The organism is Pseudomonas sp. HPB0071 (assembly GCF_000478505.2).
GTDB classification, from domain to species: domain Bacteria; phylum Pseudomonadota; class Gammaproteobacteria; order Pseudomonadales; family Pseudomonadaceae; genus Chryseomonas; species Chryseomonas luteola.
Genome location: NZ_KI517368.1, coordinates 56,151 through 74,143 on the forward strand (window position 1 = coordinate 56,151; position 17,993 = coordinate 74,143).

18 protein-coding genes are annotated in these 17,993 nt (G+C 51.9%); 5 read left to right on the forward strand and 13 right to left on the reverse strand.

Annotated features, from left to right (window positions below):
• The first annotated feature begins 366 nt into the window (after nucleotides 1-366).
• Nucleotides 367-873 (forward strand): MgtC/SapB family protein, encoded by a 507-nt coding sequence (locus HMPREF1487_RS19955; RefSeq protein WP_010798526.1) that lies wholly within the window; start codon nucleotides 367-369, stop codon nucleotides 871-873.
• 246 nt (nucleotides 874-1,119) lie between these two features.
• Complete coding sequence (locus HMPREF1487_RS19960; RefSeq protein ID WP_010798527.1) at nucleotides 1,120-1,791, forward strand: DUF2238 domain-containing protein; 672 nt, start codon at nucleotides 1,120-1,122, stop codon at nucleotides 1,789-1,791.
• 72 nt (nucleotides 1,792-1,863) lie between these two features.
• Here HMPREF1487_RS19960 and HMPREF1487_RS19965 read toward each other — a convergent pair whose 3' ends face one another.
• Entirely contained in the window at nucleotides 1,864-2,535 is a 672-nt protein-coding gene (locus tag HMPREF1487_RS19965) for a DUF4396 domain-containing protein (protein WP_010798528.1), read from the reverse strand.
• A 315-nt stretch (nucleotides 2,536-2,850) separates the two neighbouring features.
• Here HMPREF1487_RS19965 and HMPREF1487_RS27385 point away from each other — a divergent pair, with 315 nt between their 5' ends.
• The gene (locus HMPREF1487_RS27385; RefSeq protein ID WP_010798530.1) at nucleotides 2,851-2,997 is read left to right on the forward strand and encodes a hypothetical protein; all 147 of its coding nucleotides are present in this window, start codon (nucleotides 2,851-2,853) and stop codon (nucleotides 2,995-2,997) included.
• A gap of 21 nt (nucleotides 2,998-3,018) precedes the next feature.
• Here HMPREF1487_RS27385 and cydB read toward each other — a convergent pair whose 3' ends face one another.
• The 8 genes from cydB to HMPREF1487_RS27390 all read right to left on the reverse strand — a co-directional run bounded on the left by cydB (nucleotide 3,019) and on the right by HMPREF1487_RS27390 (nucleotide 13,171).
• Nucleotides 3,019-4,041, reverse strand: coding sequence for a cytochrome d ubiquinol oxidase subunit II (gene cydB, locus HMPREF1487_RS19970; RefSeq protein ID WP_010798531.1), 1,023 nt, complete (start codon nucleotides 4,039-4,041; stop codon nucleotides 3,019-3,021).
• A 24-nt stretch (nucleotides 4,042-4,065) separates the two neighbouring features.
• A complete protein-coding gene (locus tag HMPREF1487_RS19975) occupies nucleotides 4,066-5,451 on the reverse strand; it encodes a cytochrome ubiquinol oxidase subunit I (RefSeq protein ID WP_010798532.1) in 1,386 nt (461 codons plus the stop codon).
• Between the two features lie 80 nt (nucleotides 5,452-5,531).
• Nucleotides 5,532-6,014, reverse strand: coding sequence for a DUF1641 domain-containing protein (locus HMPREF1487_RS19980; RefSeq protein ID WP_010798533.1), 483 nt, complete (start codon nucleotides 6,012-6,014; stop codon nucleotides 5,532-5,534).
• Nucleotides 6,014-8,998 carry a formate dehydrogenase subunit alpha gene (fdhF, locus tag HMPREF1487_RS19985; RefSeq protein ID WP_010798534.1) on the reverse strand — a complete coding sequence of 995 codons (2,985 nt, stop codon included), beginning with the start codon at nucleotides 8,996-8,998 and terminating at the stop codon, nucleotides 6,014-6,016. The genes HMPREF1487_RS19980 and fdhF overlap by 1 nt, the downstream gene beginning before the upstream one ends.
• Nucleotides 8,999-9,260: 262 nt before the next feature.
• Nucleotides 9,261-10,505 (reverse strand): cation:proton antiporter, encoded by a 1,245-nt coding sequence (locus HMPREF1487_RS19990; RefSeq protein WP_010798535.1) that lies wholly within the window; start codon nucleotides 10,503-10,505, stop codon nucleotides 9,261-9,263.
• A gap of 112 nt (nucleotides 10,506-10,617) precedes the next feature.
• Nucleotides 10,618-11,823 carry a zinc-dependent alcohol dehydrogenase gene (locus HMPREF1487_RS19995; protein WP_010798536.1) on the reverse strand — a complete coding sequence of 402 codons (1,206 nt, stop codon included), beginning with the start codon at nucleotides 11,821-11,823 and terminating at the stop codon, nucleotides 10,618-10,620.
• 319 nt (nucleotides 11,824-12,142) lie between these two features.
• Nucleotides 12,143-12,748 (reverse strand): exopolysaccharide biosynthesis protein, encoded by a 606-nt coding sequence (locus HMPREF1487_RS20000; RefSeq protein ID WP_010798537.1) that lies wholly within the window; start codon nucleotides 12,746-12,748, stop codon nucleotides 12,143-12,145.
• A gap of 282 nt (nucleotides 12,749-13,030) precedes the next feature.
• Nucleotides 13,031-13,171, reverse strand: a complete 141-nt coding sequence (locus HMPREF1487_RS27390; RefSeq protein ID WP_010798538.1) for a hypothetical protein — start codon at nucleotides 13,169-13,171, stop codon at nucleotides 13,031-13,033.
• A gap of 45 nt (nucleotides 13,172-13,216) precedes the next feature.
• On the opposite strand from HMPREF1487_RS27390, the gene HMPREF1487_RS27395 reads away from it, so the two are divergent.
• A complete protein-coding gene (locus tag HMPREF1487_RS27395; protein WP_010798539.1) occupies nucleotides 13,217-13,369 on the forward strand; it encodes a hypothetical protein in 153 nt (50 codons plus the stop codon).
• A gap of 128 nt (nucleotides 13,370-13,497) precedes the next feature.
• On the opposite strand, the gene HMPREF1487_RS20005 is transcribed toward HMPREF1487_RS27395, so the two are convergent.
• Both HMPREF1487_RS20005 and HMPREF1487_RS20010 read right to left on the reverse strand, forming a co-directional pair.
• Nucleotides 13,498-14,283: a dioxygenase family protein gene (locus HMPREF1487_RS20005; protein ID WP_010798540.1), complete on the reverse strand. Its 786-nt coding sequence runs from the start codon at nucleotides 14,281-14,283 to the stop codon at nucleotides 13,498-13,500.
• A 36-nt stretch (nucleotides 14,284-14,319) separates the two neighbouring features.
• Nucleotides 14,320-14,721 (reverse strand): DoxX family protein, encoded by a 402-nt coding sequence (locus HMPREF1487_RS20010; protein WP_010798541.1) that lies wholly within the window; start codon nucleotides 14,719-14,721, stop codon nucleotides 14,320-14,322.
• Between the two features lie 113 nt (nucleotides 14,722-14,834).
• Here HMPREF1487_RS20010 and HMPREF1487_RS20015 point away from each other — a divergent pair, with 113 nt between their 5' ends.
• The gene (locus tag HMPREF1487_RS20015) at nucleotides 14,835-15,737 is read left to right on the forward strand and encodes a LysR family transcriptional regulator (RefSeq protein WP_010798542.1); all 903 of its coding nucleotides are present in this window, start codon (nucleotides 14,835-14,837) and stop codon (nucleotides 15,735-15,737) included.
• Here HMPREF1487_RS20015 and HMPREF1487_RS20020 read toward each other — a convergent pair.
• Entirely contained in the window at nucleotides 15,727-16,701 is a 975-nt protein-coding gene (locus tag HMPREF1487_RS20020) for a bestrophin family protein (protein WP_010798543.1), read from the reverse strand. The genes HMPREF1487_RS20015 and HMPREF1487_RS20020 overlap by 11 nt on opposite strands.
• 221 nt (nucleotides 16,702-16,922) lie before the next feature.
• Entirely contained in the window at nucleotides 16,923-17,948 is a 1,026-nt protein-coding gene (locus tag HMPREF1487_RS20025) for a PDDEXK nuclease domain-containing protein (protein ID WP_010798544.1), read from the reverse strand.
• Between the last annotated feature and the right edge of the window lie 45 nt (nucleotides 17,949-17,993).

The window sequence follows — 17,993 nt, forward strand, 5'->3', positions numbered from 1 at the left end:
ACCTATGGATGGCGCGCCGACATTTGCTGACTACCGCAGGAGAGGTACGCCTGTAATGCGGGAAATGGCTGCTGCGAGGTGCTCGCGGCGGCCAAAAACGGAGAACTGAGCGGGTTACCTGGTCGATTTTGATCGACGGCCCGCTTTCAAAAGCAGCGAGGGCTGAAGTCGACCGGAAATACAGGGCTACTTCAGACCTTCCCTAATAGCCGTAGTGTGCGATTTCTTGCTCTCCGTGAATAAACAGTAAAGTAAATTCTATATTTGACAGACGATTGTTAACGGCGGTTAAAAGCGAAATAAATTTCCTTTGCAGACTTAGCGCCGCTTGTTGGGGCCGGAACAGCCCTTATATAGGAATGTGTAATGAGCGATACTTGGGAAATTATCAAGGCCACTCTATGTGAGGAGTTCGCCGACTTTCTTGATCCTGCGCAGACAACACGTCTTGTGCTTCGCCTAACGCTGGCAGCCTTTTTAGGAGGGCTACTGGGTTTAGAGCGTGAACAATCTGGCAAGGCGGCAGGTATTCGTACCCATATGCTAGTTGCCTTGGGTTCAGCCCTCTTTGTCCTCATTCCTTCGATGATGGGAGTTGGTAGTACCGACCTTAGTCGTGTCATACAGGGACTGGTTACAGGAATAGGCTTCCTTGGCGCAGGCACAATAATAAAAGGCCACGACTTGAATCATGTGAAGGGCCTGACGACTGCTGCCGGGATCTGGTTGACCGCTGCGATCGGCATGGCGGCGGGTTCGGGCCGGGAAATGGCAGCTATCTTTTGTACCCTCCTAGCACTAAGCATTTTTTTCCTGCTACCGCGGATACTCCCGCTAAATGACCAACCCTCCACCAAGTCAGACGATATCTAATCCTATGGGCTTAAAGCCTGCCTGAGGTGATAAACCCCGCGGGATGGCTTACTGCTTCCGGCTTGCCAAGACCTGCATGCATGAGCATTAGGGACGGATTATCAGCCGCTTATGGAAAGGCGCCTCTCAAGGAATCTTCACGCGTCTAAGTACGTCAGTATAGAAGTAGGTAAGCACCCGGAGCGCTGAGTGGACAGCATTATCCAGTTTCCGACTGTTTTGATTTAGGCGTTGTCAGGAGTTTTCATGAGAGAGGATTCGTATCGTCAGTACGTCCTGACGCTAACGGTTGTATTTGGAGCGATCTGGGTTTTACTGGCGATTTCTCCCGTTAAACGGGGGGATTGGCTGATGGAAAATCTGCTTGTCGTGCTGTTTGTGTTGGTTCTAGCGATTAGCCACCGGAAATTCATGTTTTCACGTACCTCATTCAGCCTGGTTTTTCTGTTTCTCTGCATTCATGAGGTAGGTGCTCACTATACATATGCTCAGGTGCCATACAATGCCTGGTGGCAGGCATTAACTAGCCAGACGCTTGATGAGGCCATGGGGTTTCAACGTAATCAGTTCGACCGCTTGGTGCACTTTAGTTATGGTTTGCTGCTGGCTTACCCTATCCGCGAGGGTTTACTGCGACTGGTCCCGGTGCGTGGTTTTCTAAGCTACTTCCTGACGCTCAATCTCATACTCTCGTCGTCGGCCGTGTACGAGCTTATCGAATGGATCGGAGGTGCCTATCTGGGTGGCGATGCTGCTAAGGCATTTGTAGGCGCCCAGCAGGACCCATGGGACTCGCAAAAAGACATGGCAATGGCGACGGTAGGAGCGATTGTCATGCTCTTAGGTGCTGCGACAGTCAATGCATTTCACCGACAAGATTTTGCCCTGCAGTGGGCAAACCGCTTCAAGCAACGGTAGAGCTGCTTGATATAGGGGCTCTCTTTGCACCACAGGTAGCCGAAGGACATGGCTACGGGCGGTACAAAATTTTCACATCGCTTCCTTGATCCCCCGCTTGATCAACCAGGCATTAACCGGATAACTCACACAGAACCCTACCAGCATGGCGATCTGCATCATGAACCAGAACGCGGGCTCATGCTTGGGAAGCGCTTCTTGACTGAACACGGCAAACAGGCAGATCGCCATCCATCCATACATCCCAACTTGCCAGGCAATTAGTGAAAGTGTGTCAGCTTTAACAGCAGCGACCAATCCTTGCTTAGGGCTTAATTCGCGCATCGGCTTGATGCTGAAGTATTGAAAAATAATGCCAATGAGAAAAGCCAGAATAAAATCGATAATCCAAGTAGCGAAAACAGGACTACCAAGAACGGTGACAGGAATAGCGATAGTAAACGTCTCGGCAATCAAATCCCCCAATGTGCAACCACTTCCACAATGACTTGCTCCTAAGGCGACGCGTTGCCTGAAGGATCGTTGTTCATGGTTTCGCTGGTGATTCATCTTTACCCGGCCTACAGTGAGATAGCCCCACAAACCCAATGGGCCAGCCCACAACATGGTGATGGGCCAGACGACGTTCATGATTCTCATATGCTGTGGATGATGGTAAATATCAAACACAACCCACAGGGCACATACCACCGCCACAATAAGCGAAACTGCCGAAACACAATGCAACCAGTCCGGTACGGACATAAAAGCTCCTGCTGATAAAACCGCTATTTAGTTTCAACAACCAGCCATAAAGACTGGTTATCAAGCGTTGCTCAGCGTACTGCTGAGCTTTTATATGGATATCGTGATCACGCGACGGGCACTTCCAGTAAGGAAAAAAGAGTCTTCGACAGGTGTTCCAAGGCTATATGTAGTCTTTCTATTAGGTACTGCTCACCCTCAAGGTGTGCCCGCAGCCCTCGGGAAATCAGACCAATGGCGTCTGTGTGGCTGAGCATTAAGGTCGGAAGTCCTTTCCAATTAATACAACTTATCTACTCGCCATGTGAGGTAGTCATGACCAATGAACGTAATCAGCCAGTACACCAAAGCCCACGCAGAACGCCTGATACACCGGCTGGCGATACGGCTGATACCGATGATGATCGGGTTGGGCCGGCGCCTATTCCAGGAGGCTGCGACATGACTGAAAAAAACAGTTAGCCTTATAGATAGGCGCATATCTTAGCTATCGCTTGTATGCACCTGGTTCTTTGGCCTGATCTTTCCACGAAAAACCCAGAAGCCAAAGGTGCTATACACCAGCGTAACGGGTATCAGAATAGCAAAGCCTCCTAGCACAAGCATTTGGCTCAAAGGGGCCGAGGAGGCCTGCGAAATTGTGAGAGTGGGCGGTATAACCAAAGGGTACAACGCAACGATCATTGCCCCATAAGCCACTATGAACCAACCGAGTACAGCAAATAGGGGTAGAAAATGATGCGTCCAAGAGAAAGCGCGCCAAAAGACGATCATCAGCCCTACCAGCAACAGCGTAATTGGTCCTCCAATTGACGGCTCCAGCCAGCGCTCCTCATTTACCGTATTCAAGCCAAGCGTCCAGGTGACAATACCGGCAAGCAAAACCAATGTGGCCGGGGCAAGGATTCGTGCCTGACGACGCGACCTCAGCTGGAGATCAGCTGCGGTGCGCCAGTACAACCAGCAAGCCCCCAGCAATGCATAGCCCACAACAAGCACGAAACCGCAAAAGAAAGCGAAACCACTGCACCATTCCCAACCGTTGCCACTGTATTGTCCCTTTTCGTGGGGAATGCCCTGAATTAGCCCGCCGAGTACAATGCCTTGGCAAAAGGACGCTACAAGAGAGCCGCCCATAAACGCCATATCATGCAGTCGTTGCCTTCGCTCTGTCTTGGCACGGTCACGAAACTCGAGTGCAACGCCTCTAAATATCAGCGCCAGCAGCATCAGGATAATGGGCGCATACATCGCAGATAAAAATATGCTGTAGGCCGCAGGAAACATAGCGAGCAACCCACCACCTCCCAAGACCAACCAGGTTTCGTTACCGTCCCAGATTGGCAGGATAGAGAACGCCATGACATGGCGATGCCTTGCCTTGCGATTGGCCGCAAATAAAATTCCAACGCCCAGGTCAGTGCCATCCAGAATAACGTACGTCAGTATGGAGAACGCCAGGGCGCCTGCAGATAACAGATGTATAAGCTCATCAGACAACGGCATATAGGCCCCTTTGAAAGCATATGCTTAGTTGCTTGTATTACTGCCCGTCTCGTTTGCCAACTCAGGCTCCGGTCCTGGTTCGTCCCGTTTCGGCTCTCTTGCAATGGCGCGCATCAGGTATACGAGTCCGATGCCAAATACCAATAGGTAGACGGCGATGATGCTAATGAACGAAGTCGTTACAAACGATAAAGACACGGGAGAGCTACTTTCAACGGTACGGAGCATCCCATAAACCGTAAAAGGTTGCCTTCCTACTTCGGTAACTACCCAGCCACAAAGCATGGCTACAAAGCCTGCTGGAGCCATCATCAATACAAGCTTATGCAGCCATCGTGCACTGTATAAATGACCGCGCTTGCGTACCACAAGACTGGCGACACCAACACCTGCCATTAAAAATCCCAGCCCAACCATAATGCGAAAAGCAAAAAACACGATAGAAACCGGGGGGATATCCGCAGGCGGAAATTCGTTGAGACTTTTGATCGTGCCCGTCCAGTTATGACGCAGGTATAACGAGCCGATATGAGGAATAGCTATCTCATAGTGATTGCGCTTTTCATCCATATCAGGAATAGCAAACAACCTTAAAGGCTCACCTTTTCCTGTCACAGGCCTGTCCCATGAGCCCTCCATGGCCGCTACCTTTTGTGGCTGATGCTCAAGCGTATTTTCGCCATGCAAATCGCCTGCGATGAGCTGCATGGGTCCTACGATAGCGGCAACCCACATCGCCATAGAAAACATGATGCGGGCACGAGCGTTACGTGAATTCCTCAACAAATGCCAGGCTCCGGCAGCGCCTACCAAGAACGCAGTTCCTAAAAATGCAGCAAGGGTCATGTGAGCCAGACGATAGGGAAAAGATGGATTGAAAATGATTTCAAACCAGTTCTCAGGCAGAAATCGACCATCTGGGGCGATGACGTAGCCAACCGGGGTATGTAGCCAGGAGTTAGCCGACAATATCCAGAAAGCGCTGAACAGCGAGCCCAATGCCACAGCACAGGTGGAAAAGAAATGCAGCTTTGGGCCAACTTTTTTCAGGCCAAACAGCATGATGCCGAGAAAGCCTGCTTCCAAAAAGAAAGCCACCATGACTTCAAAAAACATGAGCGGCCCAATAACTGAGCCGGCCTTGCTGGAAAGCCTGCTCCAGTTAGTTCCAAACTCAAACTCCATGACCAGGCCTGAAGCAGTTCCTACTGCCACGTTCAGTGCGAAGATTTTCAGCCAGAACTTGTACACATCCATGTAAGCCGGATTTTTCTTCCACAGCCAGAGCGCTTCGAGCGCCATGAGAAAGTTCGCCAAACCTATGGAGAATGCTGCCAGCACGATATGAAATCCAATCGTGACGCCAAACTGAGCTCTAGCGACCAGCAATGTTGGGTCAGAAGGATCCATCAGCTACCTTATATTCAGACATGAAGGCTTGGTAATGCCCGCCTCAGGAGTGCCACGGGCGGGCTTGCCATGAATGAAAGCTATGCACTGCTAGGCTTTCCCGTAAACTCGGAGATGGGCTTGTCTACATCCTTGTCCAGCCGCTCGGCAAAGACCTTGAGCCCTTCGATAATAGGCGTGATGGCCTGCCACAACGCGTCATCATGCAGCATCTTGTAGGCTCCCGTGACGCCAGGCGCTTCGGTCTCGCCCTCCCCCGACTTGTAGCCACTGACATGGGTGAAGGCATCTTTGAAAGCGAATGTTACCTTATAGAACTGCTCGGGCGGGATGCGAGACAATGCCATGGCCAGAATCGACATGTTTTGAATGGCATTAAGCGTACCCTCCTTGTTAAGACCATCCACCAACACCTTGGCTACCTGCGTATTGGCTGCTATCAGGTCGTTGGCAAAACGCAAGACCCCATGCTCGTGCATCGTCTGAAGCAGACGTTCCAACTCTTCGTGGGCATCGGGGCCGATCTTGGGTGGCTTAACATCGTGACTGATACGTTCGGCCATTAGAATCTCTCCGGGTGAGGGGCTTGTTCGAGCGGCGAAACATAGTCATCTCGCGCCCACTTAACCTGAACGACCTGTGTGGGTACCCCCTCAAGTGGAGTACGATTGCCGTAACGGAAATTTCCATGAGGAATCGGCTGGTTGAATTTCTCTTTCGGGAGAACCTCCAGCCTGACTGCCGTCTCCTTGTACGCCGGTGTATTAACGTCGGGATCATGATGTTCACCGGTCAGTTTGTTGAGACCAGGCTTACCCTGGTGAATCGGCATAAAAAGCACGTGCCCTTTTACTCGATTCGTTACCACAACAGGTACTTCAACCGATCCGCGACGTGAAATAAGACGTACCCAGGAACCCTCTTCAAGACCGCGTTCGGCAGCCAGTTCAGGGCTGACTTCTACAAACCAGTTTGGAGAGAGTGAAGTGACCCGCTTCCCCTTGTCGGTCTGGTTCATGCTCTGAAAGTGCTCAAGCATGCGCCCGTTATCAAGTATCAGGTCGTACTCGCTGTCAGTGTCTTCCTCAGGTGCTTTCCATTGCAGCGGGTATAACACCGCCTTACCATCATCGGTATGAAAGCCATCAGTGTAGAGAAGCGGCGTGTCGGTCCCGTCCGGCTTCATTGGCCACAGTAACGACTTCCAACCTTCAAGCCGCTCATAACTAATCCCGTTGAAAATAGTTGCAATGCCGGACACTTCATCCATGATCTGAGAGGGATGGGTATAACCCCAGTCATGTCCCATACGTGCAGCCAGATCAGTCAAGATACGCCAGTCAGGGCGACTATCACCCAACGGAGGCATGACTTCATAGAAGCGTTGAATACGTCGCTCGGTATTCACAAAGGTGCCGTCTTTTTCGATGCTCGGACAGCCTGGCAGTACCACGTCGGCGAACTCGGCTGTGCGACTCAGAAAAATATCCTGAACGACGAAAAAGTCCAGCTTGGTAAAGGCCTCGTGGACATTCTTGGAATCGGCATCGGAAAACGCCGTCTCCTCGCCAATGATATACATCGCCTTGATCTTGCCCTCATCGGCATCCTGTACCATCAGGAAGTTGTCCTGACCAACCTTGTTGGACAGTTTGTCCGGTGGCACTCCCCAGGCCTTGGCCCATTTGGCACGTGCCTTCTCGTCTGACACTTTCTCGTAGCCGGGATACATGTTTTTCAGGCAACCGAAGTCACTGGCACCCTGTACATTATTATGCCCCCGCATCGGATAGCCACCGGTGCCTGGCTTCCCATAGTTGCCAGTCACCAGCAGCAGGTTGGATAGGGCTGTACTGGTATCGGCACCATGGCTGTGCTGGGTAATACCCATTGCCCAACAGATGCAGACCGACTTGGCCGTACCGATCATTTCAGCGGCCTCGATCAGTTGTGACTGGGAAATGCCTGTCATCCGCTCGGCAAACTCCAGGGTAAAGGGCTCCAGCGAATGACGATACTCATCCACTTGATTGACTTGACTCGTCAAAAAGGCCATATCGGCATAGCCATGTTCGAACATATAGCGAGACATGGCCGAAGCCCAGATAAGGTCGGTGCTCGGCTTTATGCGCAGGAAAATGTTTGCACGTTCAGCCATCTCATGCTGACGTGGATCAACCACGATCAGTTTTTGACCGTGATGCTTTTGAGCGGCCTTGATCTTCGAGGCAATGACCGGATGATTCTCCGACATATTGCTGCCCACAATGATGACCAGCTCGGCCTTTTGCAAATCTTCAATGGTGCCCGAGTCACCACCATGTCCAACGGTACGGAATAATCCCTTAGTGGCTGGGTTCTGACAGTAGCGTGAAGAGTTGTCTACACTGTTGGTGCCGATAATCAGACGGGCAATCTTTTGGGTTAGATAGGCCTCTTCATTACTGGCCTTGCTGGAGCCAATAAAACCTATGCTGTCCGATCCATAAGTATTACGGATTTCCAATAGACGACGAGCAACCAGATCCAGTGCCTCGTCCCAACTGGCTTCACGAAAACGGCCATTTTCACGGATGAGGGGCATCGTGAGGCGTTTGGGATCGTTGACGAAGTCCCAGGCAAATTTACCTTTGACGCATGTGGAAATACCATTGGCCGGTGCGTCGACTACAGGCTGCACCTTGAGAATATTACGGTCCCGTGTCCACATCTCGAAGGAGCACCCTACGCCACAGTAGGTGCAAACCGTTTTGGTGCGCTTTATTTCCGGCTGCCGCCATTTCATGTCCATGACCGAAATGGCCGTAATGGGCGGCGCGCCAATGGTATTTTCAAGTGTCTTGATCGCATCGATCATGGGCCGCTTAAGCTCTTGCGGCATTGAAGTAAACGGTCCGGCATTGGGCTGCATGGTTTTTTCCAACAGCGCATTGCAGGGGCAAACCGTGACGCAGTGGCCGCAGCTTACACAGCTTGACCCCTCGATCTGTTCACCGCCATCCCAGAGCACCCGGGGATGCTCCATGGAAAAATCTATGCTCAACGTCTCGTTGACTTCGACATTCTGGCAAGCCTCCACACAGCGCCCACACAGAATGCATTGATCGGGATCATAAGTGTAGAAAGGATTGGAGTGGTCCTTGTCGTAAGGCTTACGCTGAAACTTGTAGCGCTGAATTGGAAGATGCATGTCCGCTACAGTGTTATGCAACGTGCAATCGCCCGTATTGTGTTCGCAGACAGTGCAGTAGAGTTCGTGCTTGGCCAGAATGCGATCCATTCCCTCATGCTGCGCCTTACGTGCCTCACCCTGGCTGGATAGCGTCATTCCATCAGCGGTGCGGATTGTGCAACCACGTACCAGCTCGCCATCCTGTTCCACCCAGCATACATCACAGGTCTTCAATGGCCCCAGCGCACGGTGATAGCACACATGAGACAAATGAATATCGTGCTCAGCCAGAAAATCAATCAGAGGGATGTCTGCTTTTCCAGTCAGTAATTGCCCGTCATAGGTGATGGTGCATTCGGTTGTATCGCTATTCATCAGGATTGCCCTGTCGCTGAAGCTCGGTGGGTTAGCGCACTTTTTGGTGCAAGCATCACGGTTAGCAGCCCTCACGACGTTGCTAATACGCTAAAGACGGAACTGCCTGGGTATTAGCAATTGAAAAGCCACTATTGTTGTAAGTGTTTCTTACAGACGCCCTTGTTTAAGGAATTGTTCCAACAACTTTGGCTTATCAGACCCAAGGTGATGACATGTGAGGGTACCGTCCCCATACGGTTGAATCATGGGCATCAGATCATTACCCGGAGCTCTTTTCTGTTACATGTCTTACCAGCCGACCAATGGTGAGCCCTTGAATCAGGATTGAGAACAGAACAATCAGGTAGGTTAGATTCAGCACCAGATTACGTTCGTCGCCTGCTGGCAATGACAACGCCAACGCCACTGATATACCGCCGCGTAAGCCACCCCATGTCAGTACCTGAGCCGATCCTTTAGGCATTTCCTCACGCCAAAACCTGACTAGCAGAAGCGGAGGTGCCACAGTCATGAAGCGCACCGCGAGGATGGTTAGCATCAAACAGAGGGCAATGAATAGATATAACCAGTCGAACGGACGCAGGATCAATTCCAGCCCAATCAGTACAAACAGCACAGCATTGAGACTCTCATCTATCAGCGTCCAGAAAGTGTCAAGGTTGCGTCGGGTCTTGTCTGACATGGCCATGGCGCGGCCATGATTGCCGATAATCAGCCCAGCGATGACCATTGTGATAGGGCCCGAAAGTTGGAGATGGGTGGCCAGTGTGTAGCCCCCGATGACGAGTGCCAGCGTTAGCAATACTTCAACCTGATATTCATCGATGCTTTTTAGCATCCAGAAAACCAGGCCCCCAAGTATCCCGCCAAAGAGGATACCTCCTCCGGCCTCTTCGGCGAACAACCATAGTGCCTCACCAAACCCAGGCACCTTATCTGCCTGCAGCACGCCTACCAAGACGGTAAACACAACTACCGCCACGCCGTCGTTAAAGAGCGACTCTCCGACAATGGTGATTTCCAGGCTTTTGGGCGCGCCTGCCGATCGCATGATGCCCAATACGGCAATCGGGTCCGTAGGCGCGATCAACGCACCAAAGACAAGGCAATAGATAAGCGAAAGGTCCATCTCGAAGGCCTGGAGTATCCACCTGGAGGCCAAGCCGATCGTCAATGTAGAAATGATGACGCCTATTGTTGCCAGCAGACCAATGGCCCATCGGCGCTGGCGCAACTCACCCAGGTCAACATGCAGGGCACCGGCAAACAGGATAAAGGAAAGCATGCCATCCATTAGCAATCGGTTGAAGTCGACGCGGGACATTACGTCCTCGACCCGTTCTTCCAGACCAGGCATCCCAGCAAGGCTTAAGCCATGCAGCAGAAGCGAGCAGGCCAGTGCAATAGCCATCACGCCAATAGTGGGCGGCAATCCTACAAAGCGATAATTCAAATAGGCAAACAGTGCCGTGAAACTGACAAAAATAGCGGCCAGCTCAAGCATGATGGTGTCCTTGCGCGTTCGGCCTGGCTTCAAGGTCAATACAGAGAAACACTAGGTAATGCGATGGCTGATCACTGTCCAAAAACAATGACCAGCCCAAGGGAAAAGTAGCTTATTGTGGCAACAACTCCACCTTGATCCACCCCTCTTTGCGCTTGTCGAAAGTTTTGAAAGCGCTCAAGGCATCCGTCAGGTGCTGGTGTTGGGTAATGATCTTGGACGGATCGATTCGGCCTGACAACGTGAGATCAATCAGCTTAGGAATATATTTGCGGTGATGGCAATTACCCATGTTGATCGTCAGGTTCTTGTTCATCGCCGCGCCAATGGGGAATCCACGAAACTCGGGCGGATATACTCCGATGATCGAAAGCGTACCGGCCTTGGCCAATCCTTCCACAGCCCATTGCAGTGCCTGGCTAGGTGCATTACCAGGAACCCAATTACCGTTCTGCGGGTTCTGCTCAGGTGCATTAGCTTTAGCCTCCTGCTCCTGCCCTTTTATGTCGCTACTTTCGACGGCTTTTCCACTGTGTGCATGGACGGCATCGATGCCAACTGCATCAATTGCGCGATCGGCACCGATCCCTCCGGTTAGCCGCACCAGGGTCTGTACTGGATCTTCCTTGTCGAAATTGATGCATTCAGCACCCAACTCGCGCGCTTTTTCCAAACGGTCCTCAAGACAATCGATTGCAAAGACACGCCCGGCGCCCAGCAGCTTGGCGCTGGCAACGGCAAAAAGGCCTACGGGACCACAGCCGTACACCGCCACGGTGTCACCATCCTTGATTTCAGCCATCTCGGCTCCAAAGTAGCCGGTCGGGAAGATATCCGACATGGCAATCGCCTGCTCATCGTTAATTTCGTCAGGGATCTTGATCAAGCCAATGTTGGCGTAGGGAATACGAGCCTTTTCTGCCTGCAGTCCATTGAAAGGACCAGTAGCTGCCGGACCGCCAAAAAATGACGTACCTGCCTGGTTGCCATTTGGATTGGCCACATCACACTGAGCAAAATAGCCGGCCCTGCAATAGGAACAGCTTCCACAGGCTATGGTGGAAGGAATGATCACCCGATCACCGACCTTCAGGTTTCGTACATCGCTGCCCAGCGCTTCAACAACGCCAACGCCTTCATGTCCAAGAATGGTGCCCTCTTTCATGCCGGAAAAGCTGCCGCGTATGAAGTGCAAATCAGTGCCACAGATGGCTGAAGCCGTCAGCCTGACAATGGCATCCGTCGGCTCCTGAATGTTGGGTTCGGGCACATCATCAATCCGGATATCACCGATACCATGAAATACGACAGCTTTCATTTTGCCTCCTGATCTAAGGGGGATGGAATGCCAGGGCCAACGATCCACGAGGCACACGGCGCCATCATGATCGAAACCGGTTCATATGCCAGCAGCTATGCCGTGGATACTGTAGAACTTGCGACTCCCAGGATTTCAGAGGCGTTCCCTGATTACATATATTTCAGACCTGCGTAGACGTTCGTTACGTTTGAGAATTAACGTCTGGTACACCAGAAAGTGTGGTTTGCAAAAAAGCCGGAAATTTTGCGGGCTGACACGTCCTTAACGAATCCGTTGAAGAACCTCGTGTTCCTCTACAGCGGCGCTAAATGGGCCCTTATCCTCCTGCTACACCTGTAATCGCTAAATAGAACGCTATCAGCGAAACAGCCATACCTAACAGGACGACTACGCCATCCTTTGCTGTCAACCCAAGACCAAAAAGACAAATAGCCGAGAATGGAGCCAGACTAGCAAATGGTATGAACTCCAGAGGCGGTACAGAGGTTGTCAATATCAGGCATATTGCCGCAATAAGACGAACAAAGGTTTTCTGCGTAGCCCAGCCGAGGCGCGGCCGGATGACCTTGTCCAGCCCTCGTATGACTTTACGAACCTTGTTCAGGCCTGACTCGATCTTCTGACTTTTAATAGAACGTTTAGCCAGGAACTGAGGCATCCAGAAATGATTACGTCCAAACAGCATCTGAAGTGCGAAGACCGCAACGATCAGCGCAAAGAAAGTGGATGCGCCCGGTACGCCGCCTACCGGACTGATTTCGATGATAGACGGGACGAATAAAAAAGGACCATAACTACGCTGCCCTATCTCACGTTTGATATCACCAACCGATACCTTATCTTTCTCTTTACCCAGCTCAATAACACCATCGATTACGTCTTCCAGGCATCCCGATTTTGCAGTGTTGTTTCCGTTTGACATCTATCCCCCCATGGCTCTCTGGCACAGACTCACTTTTTTTTGAATATTAGTGTCTTGGGACAGCAGTACGGGTCAGCGTTGATCACGCACAGTGTCTTCAGCTAGATGAGGTTCAGGGGTAGAAGCATGTATCGGCGGGGCACTGGTCATGAAAGTCTCCAGATTCATGTGTTGAAAGGCTTGGCTTGAGGTGCTGTTCAGACCATTGCGGCAGTAACATCAGCACCCATTGCTAAATGGCCCAGCTGCGGCTAGGCCATTTAGTATCCCATCAACAACTCATCAGCGTTTTGTACCTTCCTCATGAGGTGGTGCTGAGAAGTCATCATTGGCAATAGCGTCACCGTCTGGATCCACCTCGTCTCCAGGTGCCAACGGATCCGAACCCTGTGCTTCCGAAATGTCTTGCCCGTCGGTATTCATATGCCTGTCTCCACTATTCATTGTTTATGCCTAAGGTTAGAGACCATGACCCTAGGGCTGTTCAACTTCTGCGATACCGGCGGTCTTACTGTTCGAACTCAATATCAAGCCATGGGTTATCCGACCAAGAGGCACTCAAGCGCTGATCTAAGCGAATGCGCCGAGCTGATCCTCACTAACCTGGACGTTAGTGAATGATAAGGTTTGGCAATTGCCTAAACGCTCAAAGAGTCGTTTTGACTTTTCCTACCTGTATTAGCGAGAAAATGAAAAGGCTGCACGAGATCAGGCAAAGCCTGCAGCCGGAGGGCTCTTTTACCTGTGTCTCAAGCGGATCGCTCAAACCGGTATACATCCATCGCCAGTATCTGATGGTTTATCTCGCTGAACCATACGCGTGCCTCGCTTTGCTCACCTGCTGCACCCAATGCAACGAAAAGAGGTAACAAGTGCTCATCACTCGGGTGAGCCTGAACGCCCTCCAGTGACTGCTCACGGTAGTCCAGCAGAGCGGCTATATCTCGAGCCTTCAGGCGGTCTTGCATCCACGCCTGAAAGGCTGTGACGTAGCGGGGAACGGACCGGTGCGGCCTGCGAAAATCGCCCAGGTTATGTGTCAGACTGCCTGACGCGATAAGGAGTACGTCGTCAGCCAATGATGACGCTAATGCCTGACCGAGCTGGTAGTGATAGGCGGGGCCCTTGTTTTCATCAATGGACAGGTTGACGACTGGAACATCGGCATCAGGATACATGTAACGCAGTGGCACCCACGCGCCATGATCCAGCCCGCGATTAGGATCAATACGTACCGGCAACCCCTGAGCCTGTAACGCCTCTGCCAGCTGAAAAGCCAGGTCAGGTTCACCCGCCGCGTTGTAGCGCAGCGCATAAAGCGCCTGAGGAAATCCATAAAAGTCATGGATGGTGTCATGCTGCGCGGTCGTTCCGAGCACTGGATATGGCGCCGAAAAATGAGCGGAGACCATTACAATGGTTCGCGGACGTAGTAACGCCGCGGCAAGCTCCGTCCAGGCCTGCCCTGCCCGCCCTGCATCCAATGCCTCCATTGGCGAACCGTGGGATATGAAAATCGTGGGAAGTCGGCTCATGGTGTTCTCCTCAAGAGTGCAGCGCGGTTTAGAACCTTAATCCTTACGAAGTGATGGCTTCAGAGCCAAGGCACCAGGCCCCAGGAGTGCCAACGCAGCGGCCGTGACTGCCAGAAAAACAGGATACTCCCAGCCGCCATCAGCTGCGGTAAATGACCAGCCATTTCCAAAGTGTACGGAAGAGGCTGCCAGTAATTGTACCGCGGCAACGGCTGCAACCCAGCGAGGCAGGATGCCCAGTGTCAGCATTGCACCCGCCAGAATTTCGAAGACCGTAACCGGATAGGCCAGCACGCCTGGAAAACCAACCGATTCAAAGAACTGTGCGGTACCCGGCAAGGTAAAGACGAACAGCTTTGTAAGGCCGTGGGCCAGAAACATGATACCTAGCGCTAAGCGCAACAGAAGCGCGGCATAGGAAGCGGTACGAGTATCCATCGTTAAATCCTTAGAAAAAGGTGCGATCGGTCAGATACCGCTATTCTTTGTATTTCCCTTTTAGAGATAAATAGGGTAAATAAAAATGAATTATTTACATTTTGGAAATCGATATGGATACGCTTTCTGCGCTATCTGCCTTCGTCAAAGTAGTGGAACTAGGATCATTCGCTGCGGCCGCTGATCGACTTGAACTGTCCCGCTCGGGACTTACGAAACTGATCGCCTTTCTTGAGCGTAAATACGATGCGAGACTGCTTAACCGGACGACACGCAAGCTAAGCCTTACCGATGCGGGTCGTGCACTCTATGAGCGCATTCTTCCGTTGCTGGCCGAGTTTGATGACCTGGAAACAGCCCTGCAGTCTGATGTCCAGCATCCGCGGGGGCGGCTACGGGTCAATGCCCCGTTCTCCTTTGGCATCCTGCAGCTGGCCCCGGTAATTGCCCGATACATGGAGCAATACCCAGAGGTATATGTTGATCTTGAACTGAATGACCGAGTCGTTGACCTTGTAGAGGAAGGTTTCGATCTGGCAGTACGTATTGGTCAGCTCGACGACTCCAGCTTAGTCGCACGTCAACTGGCCGTACTCGACGTAGTGGTGTGTGCCTCACCGCTCTACCTGAAACAGCATGGAACGCCAGCGCATCCACTGGAACTCAGACAACACCGCTGCCTCAACTATACGTACGCGCGCCAGGGTAATGAATGGCTCTTTCAACGCGACGAAGAAGAAGTACGAGTCAAGGTATCCGGGATGTTTCGGGCCAATAACGGCGATGTTTTGCGAACTGCAGCCTTGGCAGGTCATGGAATTATTCTGCAGCCAAGCTTCATCATTGGCGATGACATAAAAGCTGGCCGCCTGGTACCGCTACTGCAAGCATGGAAGACCAGCTACACCCCCATTCTCTATGCTGTTTACCCTCACCGCCGCTTCCTTTCAGCCAAAGTGAGGACATTTATCGAGCATCTGCAACATAGTCTAGGAGGCGGTTTGCCTACAGGTTAGCGATGGATTTCACGACACTGGTCTCTGCAGGTGCAGCGGGTTCTACACGCACTGTTCGGATAGCCTCTACCAGATCCTCCTCCGCTACATGCGCCGCCGTTTCCTGGAGCAAAGAACGCAGATTCTTTTCAATCGTTGTGCACAGACTATCCATGGCGATCTGGTGCTGGCTGTCGGCAAAAGGTGCCTGAAGCTCGGTTCCTATTCGCTCTAATGCGAGCAGCATGAAACCTACCACAGAGGAAACAACAGGGGTGTACCAGCCTAATGTACTGACTAGCCCCATGGGCATGATGATGCAAAAGAGCGTTGTAAAAAGTCTTGGAAAATAGACATAGGGATAAGGTAATGGCGTGTTGTTAATGCGTTCCATGCCGCCCTGGCAGTTGGACATATCCACGAGAGTCGATTCAATTCGTGCCAACCGGATACTATCGAGGCGACCCTGGTTTAGTTCTCTGACCAATAGTTGTGCGGTGCCGTTGAGTATGTCGTTGGGGAAATTGCTGCTGCCTTCAGCCATTGATAACTCGTGCCGGGCCAGGTAGGGTCCCGCAGCCTCTGCGCATGAGGTACCCTTCAGATGTGCGCGCAGTGCATTGATATAGGCCATATGACGTAGCAGAAGAACCATCTTTACTCGATTACGCCCTACGCCCACATCATCAATAAGTGTCATCACCTGCCGGCCGAAACTGCGAGAGCTATTGACCATTGCGCCCCACAAGGTACGCGCTTCCCACCAGCGGTTATAGGCACTGCTATTACGAAAGCTGATCAGCACTACCAATGCTGAACAAAGCAATGTCAGGGGCGTGAGTGGCAAGTCAATCGGGTCTTTTACGTACAGCATAGCCTCTGCTGTGACGGCTATGTCCCACACAAGCAGCCAGAACAAAGACCAACCTACATAAAAGAAGGTCTTGCGTAACAAGGCGACTTTCTTATGGATCGACCTGGACATCGGAACACCTTTAGCAGCGCAATGAATGGTTGCCTATCTCTACTGGCTCGCCGCGGACTTGCCGTAAAACAGTTTTCGAATCAGCAACCTGTTCTATTCAGAACGTGTCGGCCATCTGATTCATAACCTTTGGCAAGGCTCGACGGGTGGTTAGGCTAACTAGCGCGCTAAAAGCGTTTTATAAGGTCTAGCCAGGGCAACGGACCGCCTATCGATTTCTCTCAGCTTTCTGATTCACCAGTAATATTCAACCGATAAAACTCATGCAGCTTTTCCTGCAGTAGTTTCTTGTCGGGCAAATGGGTCTGGTATTCCGCTACAAGCGCAGGCGACAAAGATCGATTCAACGCGTACTCAACGACTTCATCATCCTTGCTGGCACAGAGCAGAACACCAATTGCCGGATTTTCATGTGCCTTGCGTACGGTGCGGTCCAGCGCCTCAAGGTAGAACTCGAGTTTACCCAGATATTCCGGCTCGAATCGGCCTACCTTGAGCTCGATGGCCACCAAGCAGTTCAGGCCCCGATGGAAGAACAGCAGGTCCAACGCGAAATCCCGTCCACCCACCTGTAAGGGATACTCGGAGCCGACGAAGCAGAAATCCCGCCCGAGTTCGATCAGAAAATTCCTGAGTCGCTGCAGCAGTCCGTGGTGCAAATCAGCCTCTGCATGTCCCTCCGGAAGCCCAAGAAATTCGACCATATAGGCATCCCTGAACACACTCAGCGCCTCAGGATGACTTTGTCTCAGCGCTGCTGAGACTTTTGCAGGCTGCGTAACGGAGCGCTCAAAAAGTGCAGACTTGAACTGCCGCTCCAACTCACGGCTGGGCCACCGTTCCTGCATGGCCAGCCGTAAATAGAACTCACGTTCTTCGGGGCGCTTGCTCTGACTGAGAATAATGAGGTTGTGGGTCCATGGTAACTGCCGTACCAGAGCGGCTAGTGATGGTTCGTTACGGTACGCTTCATAGAACTGGCGCATTCTGAACAGATTGGCGCGAGTGAAACCACGCAAGCCGGGTTGAGTCTGTGCAAGATAGCGCGCCAACTGATCGACGACCCCGTCTCCCCACTCCGCGGTTTCAAGCTTGGCGCTGATATACGCCCCTACCCGCCAATACAAATCGATCAACTCGATGTTGACGGCCTGAACCGCTCGCTGGCGAGCGGTTGAAATAAGACTGGCTACCTCAGCAAAACGCTTGTCATTCAGAGGCAGATTGGGCGTGGTCTGATCAGACATACCGTGGAGAACGTCCAGGATAATTATTGGAAACGGCCGATTTAA